This window comes from Kitasatospora sp. NBC_00070 (assembly GCF_045041205.1).
In the GTDB taxonomy this organism is placed as follows: domain Bacteria; phylum Actinomycetota; class Actinomycetes; order Streptomycetales; family Streptomycetaceae; genus Kitasatospora.
The window spans coordinates 3,022,210-3,034,668 of record NZ_CP108247.1 but is presented as its reverse complement, the minus strand read 5'-3'; the positions used below and the strand labels follow the sequence as shown (position 1 = coordinate 3,034,668).

The following is a 12,459-nucleotide window of genomic DNA, read 5'->3' as shown; positions in this document are numbered from 1 at the left end:
AACTGCGAGGCCGGCCCTTGCAAGGTGATCCGTTCAGGGGTGGTCAGGGACTTTCGCAGTGACCCGAACGCCAGATCTCCTCGCAGTTCCCCGAGCCCCTGACCGTAGATGCTCGATCGCCTGCCTACGGCGCAGCACCCGAGCCTTGGACCGTGCAACCGAGCGTTGCCTGGGGCGCAGCCCCGAGCGTGTCAGGCCGCCTGCTGCCAGCTGACAGGGGAGTAGTAGGCCGGGCGGCGCTCGATGCGGGACCAGGTGGCGATGGGCTCGGTGACGGCGGTGGCGGCGGCCTGCTGGGCGGCTGCGGCGCGGGCCAGCAGGACGGCGGTCAGGGCGGCGAGCTCCTCGTCCGACAGGGTGCCGCGGACGATGCGGAGCAGCGGTTCGGGGTTGGCGGTCATGAGGTCAGTTCTCCCGCGTCTTGAAGTCTGAAAGGTTCCGGGCGTCGCAACGGCGCGTTACATCGGCGGGTTGCCGTGCTTGCGGCTCGGCAGGTCGGCGTGTTTGGTGCGGAGCATGGCGAGGGCGGAGGCGAGGACGGCGCGGGTTTCGGCGGGGTCGATGACGTCGTCCACCAGGCCGCGTTCGGCGGCGTAGTAGGGGTGCATCAGTTCGGTCTTGTATTCCTTGATCTTCTGCGCGCGCATCGCTTCGGGGTCTTCGGCGCCGTTGATGTCGCGGCGGAAGATGACGTTGGCGGCGCCTTCGGCGCCCATCACGGCGATCTCGTTGGTGGGCCAGGCGTAGGACAGGTCCGCGCCGATGGAGCGGGAGTCCATCACGATGTAGGCGCCGCCGTAGGCCTTGCGCAGGATCAGCTGGATCCTGGGCACGGTGGCGTTGCAGTACGCGTAGAGCAGTTTGGCGCCGTGGCGGATGATGCCGTCGTGTTCCTGGTCGACGCCGGGCAGGAAGCCGGGGACGTCCAGCATGGTGACCAGCGGGATGTTGAAGGCGTCGCACATCTGGACGAAGCGTGCGGCCTTCTCGGAGGCGTTGATGTCCAGGACGCCGGCCAGGGACTGCGGCTGGTTGGCGATGATGCCGGTGACGTGACCGTCGATGCGGGCCAGGACGCACAGCACGTTGGTGGCCCAGCGTTCGTGGATCTCCAGGAACTCGCCGTGGTCGACGATCTCCTCGATCACCTTGCGCATGTCGTAGGGGCGGTTGCCGTCGGCGGGCACCAGGTCCAGGAGGCTGTCGTTGCGGCGCTCGAGGGGGTCGTCGTTGGGCGCGGCGGGCGGCATCTCACGGTTGTTCTGCGGCAGCAGCGACAGGAGGTAGCGGACCTCCTCGATGCAGCTCTGCTCGTCGTCGTAGGCGAAGTGGGAGACGCCGGAGACACCGGAGTGGACGTCGGCGCCGCCGAGGCCGTTCTGGCTGATCTTCTCGCCGGTGACGGCCTGCACCACGTCGGGACCGGTGATGAACATCTGCGAGGTCTCACGGACCATGAAGATGAAGTCCGTCAGCGCCGGCGAGTACGCGGCGCCACCCGCGCACGGGCCGAGCATCACCGAGATCTGCGGGATCACACCGGAGGCACGGGTGTTGCGCTGGAAGATGCCGCCGTAGCCGGCCAGCGCGGTCACACCCTCCTGGATCCGCGCACCGGCACCGTCGTTGAGGGACACCAGCGGCGCACCCGCCGCGATGGCCATGTCCATGATCTTGTGGATCTTCTGCGCGTGCGCCTCACCCAGCGCACCACCGAAGATCCGGAAATCATGCGCGTACGTGAACACCGTGCGCCCGTGCACGGTCCCCCAGCCCACGATCACACCATCGGTGTGCGGCCGCTTCCCCTCCAGACCGAAACCCGTCGCCCGATGCCGACGCAACGGCTCCACCTCACGAAACGACCCCTCGTCCAACAACAGGTCGATCCGCTCACGAGCCGTCAACTTCCCCTTGGCATGCTGCGCCTCGGTCGCCTTGTCGCTCGGGCCACGCAGCACCCGACTGCGGAGTTCGTGCAGTTCGGCCACCCGCCCCCGGGCGTCGGCCGGGGTCTCGGGGATCTCGCCACCGGCGGGCGCCTCGTGCAGAACCGTCATCTCGAACCACTCCAAGTCTGAGGGAACTGTCCGGCGGCGGGCCGCTGTGGCGGGCCGGTCGCTGCGAACACTTCTTCACCTACGACAGTACGAGGGATCATGGCTCCGGTTCGGCGTCGATTCCGTACAAGGTCGGGCGCCAGAAGCTGTCAGGGCTGTACAGAAAGCGGCCCGGCCGAAAACCCGGCCGGGCCGCTCGAGGGACTCTGCGCGGTGCCCGGCGCAGGGGGAGATGCGCAGGTCAGGCCGCATATTCAGGGGGTGTGGGGCAGGTTTTCGCCGACTGCCGGGAGGTGTCCGGGCTCGTAGGGATGCGCCAAAGCCGGTCAGCGCTTGTCGGGGTTCTCCCCGTCGCCCTTGTCGCGGAGCTCCTCCTCGCGGCGGCGCAGGTCGGCCTCCCACTCCTTGAGCAGCTCGGCGTCCCGGTCGCCCTGGTCCTTCTTCAGCGAGGCGAGGAACTCCGGGTTGTCGTCCGGCGCGACCTGGCGGCCGGTGGCCCGGGCCGAGGTCGGGCCGCCGCGCCGCTTGCCGATGGCCAGCCAGGCGATCGAGCCGACCAGCGGGAAGAGCAGCACGATGATCACCCAGGCCACCTTGGGCAGGTGCTTCACCTCCTGCTCCGGCGTGGTCAGGCAGTCGATGAACGCCCAGATCCAGAGGGCGAGCAGGAGCAGTGGCGGCAGAATCCTCAGCACGGTTCGATGTCCCCCGGGGAGCAGCAGGTCGGGCCCTCTTGGCGTGGCCAGGGTAGTCCGTATCGGATACTGGCACGCATGGCATACGACGATCTCCGTTCGTTTCTCCGGGCCCTGGAGCGAGAGGGCGACCTCAAGCGGATCAAGACCGAGGTCGATCCGCACCTGGAGATCGGCGAGATCGTCGACCGGGTGCAGAAGGCCAAGGGCCCCGCGCTGCTCTTCGAGAACGTCAAGGGCTGCTCGATGCCGCTGGCGATGAACGTCTTCGGGACGGAGCGGCGGCTCGCCAAGTCGCTCGGCCTGAAGGGCCCGGAGGAGATCTCGGAGAAGATCGCCGGGCTGCTCAAGCCGGAGCTGCCGCAGGGCTTCACCGGCTTCCGGGACGCGTTCGGCAAGCTGGCCTCGATGGCGCACGTGCCGCCGAAGAACGTGAAGTCCTCGGACGCGCCGGTCCAGGAGGTGGTGCTGACGGGCGATCAGGTCGACCTGGACCGGCTCCCGGCGCTGTTCACCTGGCCGCTGGACGGCGGCTCGTTCTTCAACCTGGGCCTGACCCACACCAAGGACCCGGACTCCGGCATCCGCAACCTCGGTCTGTACCGCCTGCAGCGGCACGACAGGCGGACCATCGGGATGCACTGGCAGATCCACAAGGACAGCCGCAACCACTACGCGGTGGCCGCCAAGCGCGGCGAGCGGCTGCCGGTCGCGATCGCCTTCGGCTGCCCGCCCGCCGTGACGTACGCGGCCACCGCGCCGCTGCCCGGTGACATCGACGAGTACCTGTTCGCGGGCTTCGTGGCCGGTGAGCGGGTGCGGATGGTGGACTGCAAGACCGTCCCGCTCCAGGTCCCGGCCGACGCCGAGGTGGTGCTGGAGGGGTGGCTGGAGCCCGGGGAGATGCTGCCCGAGGGCCCGTTCGGCGACCACACCGGCTTCTACACGCCGCAGGAGCCGTTCCCGGCGCTGACCATCGACTGCGTGACGATGCGCAAGCGCCCGATCCTGCAGTCGATCGTGGTCGGCCGGCCGCCGACCGAGGACGGGCCGCTGGGGAAGTTCACCGAGCGGTTCTTCCTCCCGCTGCTCAAGATCATCATCCCGGACATCGTGGACTACGACCTCCCCGAGGCGGGCGGCTTCCACAACTGCGTGATCGTCTCGATCGACAAGAAGTACCCCAAGCACGCCCAGAAGGTGATGCACGCGATCTGGGGCGCGCACATGATGTCGCTGACCAAGCTGATCATCGTGGTGGATGCCGACTGCGACGTGCACGACTACCAGGAGGTCGCCTGGCGGGCCCTGGGCAACACCGACTACAGCCGCGACCTGACCGTGGTCGAGGGTCCGGTGGACCACCTGGACCACGCCTCCTACCAGCAGTTCTGGGGCGGCAAGGCGGGCATCGACGCCACCCGCAAGCTGCCCGAGGAGGGCTACACCCGGGACGGCGGCTGGCCCGAGATGGTCAGCTCCGACCCGGAGACCGCCGCCCTGGTGACCAAGCGCTGGAAGGAGTACGGGCTGTGAGCGCGATCGCCGCCGTCCCGCCGAACAAGGTCCGGGCCTTTCTCAACCTGGTGCTGATCGAGCACTCGATCTTCGCCCTGCCGTTCGCCTACATCGCCGCCTTCACCGCGATGTACCTTCACGACGGCCGGATGCACTGGGGCACGCTGGCCCTGGTCACCGTCTGCATGGTCGGCCTGCGCACCTTCGCGATGGCCGCCAACCGGATCATCGACCGCGAGATCGACGCCCGGAACCCGCGCACCGCCAACCGCGAACTGGTCACCGGCGCCGTCTCGATGCGTACCGCGTACGTCGGCTCGGCCGTCGCGCTGCTGGTCTTCCTCGGCTCGGCCGCGCTGCTCAACCCGCTCTGCCTGCTGCTCGCCCCGGTCGCCGTGGTGCCGATGGTGGTCTACCCGTACGGCAAGCGGTTCACCGACTTCCCGCACGCCATCCTCGGCCTGGCCCAGGCGATGGGCCCGATCGGTGCCTGGCTCGCCGTCACCGGCAGCTGGTCCTGGGACGCGGTCGTGCTCGGACTGGCCGTCGGCATCTGGATCGGCGGCTTCGACCTGATCTTCGCCACCCAGGACGTCACCGCCGACCGCGCCGAGGGCGTCCGCTCAGTCCCGGCCCGGTTCGGGGTTCCGGCCGCGCTGTACGGTGCCCGCGCCTGTCACGCCGTGACCCTGGCGCTGCTGGTCTGGTACGCCCTGCTCACCGACGCGGGGCCGGCCTTCTGGGTCGGCCTGGTGGTGGTCGCCGGCGCGTTCGTCTACGAGCACACCATCGTCAAGCCGCACGACCTCTCGAAGCTGAACCGCGCCTTCTTCACCACCAACGGCTTCGTCGGCATGTCCCTCTTCGCCTTCGCTCTGCTGGACCTGATCCTGCGGGGTCTGCGCCTCTGACCTGTGCAGCTCCGGAGCGGTTCCTGGCGGGTGCGCCGTGTGGGGTGCGCCGTCCGGGGCCGGTTCGGCGGGATGCTGGAGGGGCACACGTCCCCGTCTGCCCAGGAGTGGTCCCGATGATCGGCAAGCTGCAGTGCGTGGTGCTGGACTGCCACTACCCGGCCGGACTGGCGCAGTTCTACGCCGCTCTGCTCGGCGGCGAGGTGGACCGCCCCGACCCGCGCTGGTCGCTGGACGAGTACTGGTCGACGGTGCACGTCCCCGGGGGCATGGTGCTCGGCTTCCAGCGGGTCGAGGACTTCCGCCCGCCGCGCTGGCCGGACCCGGCCCACCCGCAGCAGCTCCACCTGGACGTCGAGGTCGAGGACCTGGACGCGGCAGAGGCCCGGGTGCTGGAGCTCGGCGCGGTGCGCAAGGACGTCGAGACCGGGTGGCGGGTCTACCTGGACCCGGCCGGTCACCCGTTCTGCCTGGTGCGCGGCGGTGGCCAGGGCGGGCCTGCCTGACGCCCTATCATGTCGCCATGTCTTCCGCTGAGTTGATCAGGATCGTGTCCCGCTCCTCGCCGATGGCGCTGGCCCAGGTGGAGCGGGTACGGGCCGAGCTCGCCGTGCTGCACCCGGCGATCAGGACCGAGGTGGTGCCGGTGGTCACCTCCGGCGACCGCTGGATGGGCGACCTGGCGAAGCTCGGCGGGAAGGGCGCGTTCACCAAGGAGGTGGACCAGGCGCTGCTGGCCGGCGAGGCCGACCTCGCGGTGCACTGCCTCAAGGACGTGCCCGCCGACCGGCCGCTGCCGGCCGGCACGGTCTTCGCCGGCTACCTGCGGCGGGACGACATCCGCGACGCGGTGATCCACCCCGGCGGTCTGACGCTGGACCAGCTCCCGCCCGGCAGCCGGATCGGCACCTCCTCGGTGCGCCGGATCGCCCAGCTCGCCGCCTCGCACCCGCACCTGGTGTGCGTACCGATCCGGGGCAACGCCAACAGCCGGCTGGCGAAGCTCGAGGCCGGGGAGGCCGACGCCCTGCTGCTGGCGGCCTCCGGTCTGGAGCGGATCGGCGAGAGCGGCCGGATCACCGAGATCCTCCCGCTGGACGCGATGTGCCCGCCGATCGGCGCGGGCGTGCTGGCCCTGCAGTGCCGGGAGGGCGACCACGCCACCATCGAGGCCGCCGCCGGGCTCGGCCACCACGACACCTGGCGGGAGGCGACGGCGGAGCGGATGTTCCTGCACGTCCTGCAGGGCCACTGCAACAGCCCGATCGCCGGGTACGCGACCGCCGAGCCGGACGGGCGGCTGGCGCTGCGCGGCCGGGTGTTCTCCCCGGACGGCAAGCAGATCCTGGACGCCCACGAGTGGGCGGGCGCGCTCAGCCCCGAGGACCTCGGCACCTCGGTCGCCCTGGCGCTCAAGCGGCAGGGTGCGCACGAGCTGATCGCGGCCATCCCGCACTGACCCGTCGTCAGGCGAGGGTGAGCGGGTCGCCGACCCGCAGGTGCCCGGGGCGGGCGACGGTGGCGAGGGCGGCCAGCCGGGCGTCGTGCGCCTGGGTGAGCATCTTGAGGATCTCGGGGGCGTGCGGCAGGCCGGGCTGCGCCGTACCGGACATGACGCACCGTCGGCCCGCCTGGACGAAGGTCAGGGTCAGCCCGCCCGGGACACCGGCCGGGCGGCCGAACCAGCCGTCCTCGACGAACGGGGCGGTGCCCGGCGGGGTGCGGAGCAGGATGTTGGGGCGGAACCGGCGTTCGTCCACCACGGTGTCCGGGAGGGCCGCCCGGATCCAGTCCAGGGTGGCGGTGCTGAGCACGCTGACCGGCAGGTGGTCGAAGTGCGAAACGGTGTCCTCGCGGGCGAGTTCGACGCCGTCGCGCTGGAGGTAGGCCGCCAGGAAGGCGTTCGGGTCCGGTACGGGCCGGCCCAGCGGGTCGAGCAGCTCGGGGGCGGTCAGCCGGTTGCCGAGCCGGGAGCCGAGCCGGAGCAGGCCGTCCATCCGGCGGAACCGTCGGGTGTTCTTCCCGGATCCGATCCGGCCGGTGCTGTCCCGGACCGCGTACAGCCGGTCCCCGGCCAGCCCGCGTTCGTCCACCTCGACGGAGTCGAGCCGCTCGCCCCCGGTCGATTTGACCGGGTAGCGCCACAGCCGCTCGATCACCCCGATGATCTCTGCCATGGCGGGAGCCTAGCGCCGTCGCGGGGGGATGGTCTAGACCAGGGACGTACGGGCGGCGGGGGCGGCCGCCGGGCCCGGGAGGACCCGGCGCCCGCCCCCGGACTCGTAGGGGGAGAAGGTCAGTTGTTCCCGCCGCCACCGCCGCCGGCGGGGTTGCCGACGCCGACCACGTTGACGGAGTTGCCGCAGATGTTGATCGGGATGCTGATCGGGATCTGGACGTTGTTGCCGGAGAGCACACCGGGCGAGCCCACCACGACGGCGGAGGCGCTGGCCCCGCCGGTGTTCACGCAGGTGTTGCCGCCGCCGGTGAACTCGGGGGCGTGCTCCTCCTCGTGCTGGACCGGCGCCTGCTGGACCGGCCCCTGGTCCTCGCAGTCGGCGAGGGCCGGAGCGGTGCAGCCGAGGGCGAGGGCGACACCGAGGCCGACGGTCGCCGCGAACTTCTTGGTTCGGTTCATGCCGGAAGGAGTATCCGGTTCCGGCCCGGGTCAGCTGCGCCGCCGGGATCGGTCACCCGGTCGAACGGTCGGAATCACACCTGCCGTCGGATCGGCTGGGGCAAGTGGCCGACCCGGGAGGCGCTCCGCCGGAATCTCCCTGCGGGTCGCGATCCGGTCCGGCCGCTACCCGGTCCGGCCGCTACCCGAGCCGGGCGACCGCCCGGACCGGGGCGCCGTCGGCGGCGGTCAGACGGAGCGGGAAGAACGAGACCGTGACGGCCAGCCCCGCCGCCGAGGCGTCCAGCAGCGGTGTCAGGTCGGCGAGGTTCTCGCACAAGACGGCGCCGTCCGGGCTGCCGAGCAGCGTCCGGTGGGCGGCCAGGGTCGGGGCGTCCGGGGCGGGGTCGTGCTCGTCGGTCAGGTCGGCGAGCAGGGCGGCCACCGCCGGGTCGGCCGGCCCCGGATCGGGGGTCGGATCGATGCTCAGCGCGTCCACGCCCACGCTGCGCACCCCGGCGGCGACGATCGCCTCGGCCGCGCCGGGCGTGAGCCACGGGTGCGCGTAGTAGTGGTCGGTGGCCCAGTACCGGTGCCATCCGGTGACCAGCAGCAGGACGGCGCCGGGTGTCACCGTGGCCAGCGCGGGGGCGAGTTGACCGGCCGTCACCCCGGTGCGCGGGGCCAGGTCACGCAGGTCGGCGAGCACGGCGCGGCCGGTGAACAGGCCGAGCGGCAGCCCGTCCAGGGTCGGCCAGGTGACGTCCACGTGGTACGGCGCGTCCACGTGCGTGCCGGACTGCGAACCCAGGTGCAGGGACAGCACGTTGACCCCGTCGGCGGCGGTGGTGAGGGCCGGTCGCAGCGACACGGCCGGGTCGCCCGGGTACACCGGCATCCCGGTGGTGACCGGGTGGGTGAGGTCGATCAGCGTCGGCGGCATGGGTCCATCCTGGCCCGTCGGCCGGGTCGCGGCACACCGTTCGCCCCGGCCCGCCGGCCGGGCGCGAGCTGGAATCGCCGGTCGTCCGTACCGCCCGCAATTCCCGCCGACGGGCCGTCAGGGCCGGGTCCGGAGGTATTAGGGAATGGGCGTGGACGAGTCTTGCCCGCCGATCGGGCGAACTGTAGGTTACTCGGCGTGGCCGGTGGGTGTGCGCCCCGCCGGGTCGATCCCTGAAGAGGGGTGGAATTGGGCGCCGAGGGGGATTTCGTCCGCCCCGCCGGCCCCGCCCCACGGCCCGTAGGCGGCCTGGTTCCGGAGTTCCGGGGCCGACGCCGGGTCGTGAATTCCGCAGTGGCGGGCACTGCTGCGGATTGTTCGAAGACTTCCGATAATTGTCGTTCGTGCTTTTCCCCGAACCCTCCCGGTCGGCGGCCCGGTATTCGCTGCTCGCAGACCAGTCGATTCAGCGGGCCGGCATTTTCGGCCCGCTCCGGGACGTCGCCTCCGACGGACCTCCCGGGACATCCACGGGACACCGGACGGAAGAGGCGAGACGTGCTGACCGCACTGGACGACCGGCCGCAGGACGAGGACGCCCGGGGGCCGGCCGACCGGCCGCCCCGGATCAGCCTGGCGGTGATGCACCACCCCGCCCGGGCCGCGGCCCTGCCCCGGCTGGCGGCGGCCTGCGCCCCGCTGCGGGTCACCCCGGTGGCGGACCCGTGCCCGCTCGGACCGCCCAGCCCGCTGCGGACCGCGAAGCTGGCCTGGGCCGCGGTGCCGCCCGGGGCCACCCACCACGTGGTGCTCCAGGACGACGTCACCCCGGTGCCGGGGTTCGCCGCCCAGCTGACGGCGGTGCTCACCGCCCGCCCCCGGGACGCGGTGGCGCTCTACGTGAACTGGAACAGTCCGTACAACGCCTACCTGGCCCGGCGGGCGGCGGTGGCCGGCTCGCCCTGGGCGCCGCTGGCCCCCCGGGAGTGGGTGCCGACCCTGGGCCTGGCCCTCCCGGCCGCGGCCGCCCGCGGGCTGGCGGCCTATCTGGCGGAATTCCCGGACGAGTTGAAGGACGACGACGAACTGATCGTCCGGTACTGCGCCGAGGCCGGGCTGACCGTGCTGGCCGCCGTACCGCATCTGTTGGAGCACCAGGCCGGGCCGAGCCTGGCGGGCAACGGCGAGCACGGGGCACGGCACGCGGCGGTGCCGATGGACGCACCGCTCCCGGTCGGCCACTGGTCGGGGCCGGTCCCCGGCGGCGGGGAGCCGCCCCGGACGACGGGCGGCCTGCACTACGCCGTCGAACTGGTCCGCTCGCGCTGCCTGATCCGGCTGATGCGGGATCAGGAACCGGCAGGCCACCCGTTCGCCTGGTCCTGGGTGGACTGGGCCCCGCTGCTCGGGGCCGATCCGGCCGCCCTGGTACGGGACTTCGAGCGGACCGCGGGTCCGGCCGGGCTGCCGGTCGGGACGCTGCGCGAGGTGTGGGCCGCGGGCTGGCTGCTCGGCCGGGACGCCGCCCCGCCGGCTGGCAGGCCGGTGGACCGCGCGGCGGCGCTGCGCACCTGGGTGCTGTCCGGCCTGGCCGAGCGGGACGCCCGGATGCTCACCCCCGCCTTGGTGGAGGCGGTCACCGGACTGGCGCTCCGGGCGCTGGCGGCGGGCGCTCGGGCGGCGGCCTGCTGCGCCCCGGTCGAGGTCGACGAACTACCGGGCGCGGCCGGGGCGTTGGCCCGGCGCGAGGCCGAGGCGCTGACCTTTCCGGCGCCCGAGCAGTCTCCACCGGTCGCGGTGCGCTGCCTGCCCTGCCCGTACTGCCCGTCCGGCCCGACGGAGCTCGGCCGGGCGCTCGCCCCGCTGCCGTACCAGCGGCTCCGGGTGCTGCCCGACCGGTCGGAGCCGTTGCCGGAGGAGCTGGAACTGACCCTGCTGGCCTGCGAACTCCCGGACGCCCGAGCGCTGTTGGCGGTGACCGCCGGTGCCCGCAGGGCGGGACCGGGCCGCCGGTTCAGCAGCCGGGCGGCCGCCCTGGTGGTCCGGTCGGTCCGTCCGGTCGACCAACTGGCTCTGCTGGACCGGGCGGAGAGCTGGTGGGACGGCCATGCGGGCGAGCCGGACGGCCTGTACGTGCTCCCGATGAGCCTGCGGGTGGCCGACCGGTGCAACCGTCCCCGGCTGCCGGGCCTCGACTCCGGGGGCCCCGCCACCGCGCTGGACACGTACTACCGCGCCGTCAGGTACGCGGCCGTGGCCCGAGCGCTCTGAATGCCTGACCTGGTCGAACTGCTGTGGAACGAAAGGGAGTCGCGTGAACACCGAGGTAACCACGCTGCCGGTCCCGTGCACCGGGGCCCGCACCGGGGAGGGTCCCGTGACCTGGGGTCAGCACGCCATCTGGACCGCGCTGCAGAAGCTGCGGCCGGGTGACCACGCGTACAACGTCCCGCTGGACGGCCCGGTCCCGGGCGGGATGCCGCTGGAGGTGGTCGAACGGGCGTTCAGCGGATTGCTGTACGTCCACGACGCCCTGCGCACCCGGGTGGTGGCCGGACCGGACGGCGAGCTGCGCCAGCAGCTGGACGGGGACGGCAGCGCGCCGCTGCACCTGCGGCCCGGCGGCCCGGCGGAGGCGGCCGGGATCGGCGCCGCGCTCCGCGACGAGCTCTGGGGACGGGCCTTCGACTACGCCGGGGAGTGGCCGGTGCGGTTCGGCGCGGTGGTCTCCGAGGGGCTGGTCCACCACGTGGTGATGATCTTCTCCCACACGGCGGCCGACGCCTGGGGCCTGCCCAGGCTGCAGGGCGACCTGCAGGCGCTGAGCCTCGGGGCCGACCCGGTCGAGGTCCGGGCCGAGGCCGAGCAGGCCGGGGTGCTGCAGACCCTGGAGCAGGCGGCCGAGCAGTCCTCCGCGCGCGGCCGCCGACTGGACGCGGCGGCGCGTCGGCAGTGGCGGACGGCGGCGGCCGGCGCCCGGGCCCCGCAGGTCGCCGCGGTCCCGCCGGGCGAGCCGGGGGCGCCGCGCTACCGCCGGGCCCACCTGCTCTCGCCCGCGTTGCCGGGCGCGCTCGCCCGGGTCGGCGAGACCCACCGGACCAGCACCGCGAGCGTCCTGCTGGCGGCGACCGCCGAGACGATGGCCGGCTGGGCGGGCACCGGCCGGTGCGGTCTCCAACTGATGGTCAACAACCGCTTCCACAGCGGGCTCGGCCGGGCCAGCGGCCCGCTCGCGATGGAGGGCTACCTCGCGGTCCGCACCGAGGACGCCGCGGACTTCGGGGAGCTGCTGGCCCGGACCAGGAGCGCCTCGCTGGCCACCTACCGCAGCGCCTTCTACGACAAGCGCGCCTTGGAGGCCGACCTCGCCCCGTACGCGGTGGATCCGGGCGTGGTCTTCGAACGGTCCTGCTGGTACAACGACCAGCGGGTGGCCGCTCCCGAACCCGCCCCGGCGGACTGGTCGCCCGAAGCGGCCGGCCCGTCCACCCTCAGCTGGGAGCCCGCGACCGACCACGGCGGCACCGTCAGCTACGTCCTGCACATGGCGGACAAGCCGGCCGCCATCGAGATCGCGATGACCGCCGACACCCATCTGTTCACCCCCGCCGACATCGAGCGGCTGCTCCGCACCATCGAGCGCACCGTCCTCGACCAGGCCCGGCAGCAGGGCTGAGCCCGGGCGGTCGCCCGGCCCGGGCCGGACTATCGTGCC

The 12,459-nt window shown here is 72.6% G+C and carries 12 protein-coding genes; 6 read left to right on the top strand and 6 right to left on the bottom strand.

Going from position 1 to position 12,459, the window contains the following annotated elements; translation table 11 throughout:
- Positions 1 to 191: 191 nt before the first annotated feature.
- The 3 genes from OHV05_RS13930 to OHV05_RS13920 all read right to left on the bottom strand — a co-directional run bounded on the left by OHV05_RS13930 (position 192) and on the right by OHV05_RS13920 (position 2,755).
- Positions 192 to 401, bottom strand: a complete 210-nt coding sequence (locus OHV05_RS13930) for an acyl-CoA carboxylase epsilon subunit (protein WP_405017927.1) — start codon at positions 399 to 401, stop codon at positions 192 to 194.
- Between the two features lie 57 nt (positions 402 to 458).
- On the bottom strand, positions 459 to 2,060 hold the full coding sequence (locus OHV05_RS13925) for an acyl-CoA carboxylase subunit beta (RefSeq protein ID WP_405017926.1): 1,602 nt from the start codon (positions 2,058 to 2,060) through the stop codon (positions 459 to 461).
- A gap of 326 nt (positions 2,061 to 2,386) precedes the next feature.
- A complete protein-coding gene (locus tag OHV05_RS13920) occupies positions 2,387 to 2,755 on the bottom strand; it encodes a PLD nuclease N-terminal domain-containing protein (protein WP_403036379.1) in 369 nt (122 codons plus the stop codon).
- 78 nt (positions 2,756 to 2,833) lie between these two features.
- Here OHV05_RS13920 and OHV05_RS13915 point away from each other — a divergent pair, with 78 nt between their 5' ends.
- The 4 genes from OHV05_RS13915 (at position 2,834) to hemC (ending at position 6,643) form a co-directional block, all read left to right on the top strand.
- Complete coding sequence (locus tag OHV05_RS13915) at positions 2,834 to 4,291, top strand: menaquinone biosynthesis decarboxylase (protein WP_405017925.1); 1,458 nt, start codon at positions 2,834 to 2,836, stop codon at positions 4,289 to 4,291.
- Positions 4,288 to 5,184 carry a menaquinone biosynthesis prenyltransferase MqnP gene (gene mqnP / locus OHV05_RS13910; protein ID WP_405017924.1) on the top strand — a complete coding sequence of 299 codons (897 nt, stop codon included), beginning with the start codon at positions 4,288 to 4,290 and terminating at the stop codon, positions 5,182 to 5,184. The genes OHV05_RS13915 and mqnP overlap by 4 nt, the downstream gene beginning before the upstream one ends.
- Positions 5,185 to 5,300: 116 nt before the next feature.
- The gene (locus OHV05_RS13905; protein ID WP_405017923.1) at positions 5,301 to 5,690 is read left to right on the top strand and encodes a VOC family protein; all 390 of its coding nucleotides are present in this window, start codon (positions 5,301 to 5,303) and stop codon (positions 5,688 to 5,690) included.
- A gap of 17 nt (positions 5,691 to 5,707) precedes the next feature.
- Positions 5,708 to 6,643, top strand: a complete 936-nt coding sequence (gene hemC / locus OHV05_RS13900) for a hydroxymethylbilane synthase (RefSeq protein WP_405017922.1) — start codon at positions 5,708 to 5,710, stop codon at positions 6,641 to 6,643.
- A 7-nt stretch (positions 6,644 to 6,650) separates the two neighbouring features.
- Here the strand turns inward: hemC and OHV05_RS13895 are convergent, their stop codons facing one another.
- The 3 genes from OHV05_RS13895 to OHV05_RS13885 form a co-directional block, all read right to left on the bottom strand.
- Entirely contained in the window at positions 6,651 to 7,361 is a 711-nt protein-coding gene (locus tag OHV05_RS13895) for an MOSC domain-containing protein (RefSeq protein WP_405017921.1), read from the bottom strand.
- Positions 7,362 to 7,480: 119 nt separating this feature from the next.
- Positions 7,481 to 7,822: a chaplin gene (locus tag OHV05_RS13890; protein WP_405017920.1), complete on the bottom strand. Its 342-nt coding sequence runs from the start codon at positions 7,820 to 7,822 to the stop codon at positions 7,481 to 7,483.
- 181 nt (positions 7,823 to 8,003) lie between these two features.
- Complete coding sequence (locus OHV05_RS13885) at positions 8,004 to 8,744, bottom strand: cyclase family protein (RefSeq protein ID WP_405017919.1); 741 nt, start codon at positions 8,742 to 8,744, stop codon at positions 8,004 to 8,006.
- Positions 8,745 to 9,302: 558 nt separating this feature from the next.
- Between OHV05_RS13885 and OHV05_RS13880 the strand changes: the two genes are divergently transcribed.
- Together OHV05_RS13880 and OHV05_RS13875 are read left to right on the top strand one after the other, a co-directional pair.
- Complete coding sequence (locus tag OHV05_RS13880; RefSeq protein ID WP_405017918.1) at positions 9,303 to 11,015, top strand: hypothetical protein; 1,713 nt, start codon at positions 9,303 to 9,305, stop codon at positions 11,013 to 11,015.
- A 43-nt stretch (positions 11,016 to 11,058) separates the two neighbouring features.
- Positions 11,059 to 12,420: a condensation domain-containing protein gene (locus OHV05_RS13875; protein ID WP_405017917.1), complete on the top strand. Its 1,362-nt coding sequence runs from the start codon at positions 11,059 to 11,061 to the stop codon at positions 12,418 to 12,420.
- Positions 12,421 to 12,459 lie beyond the last annotated feature (39 nt).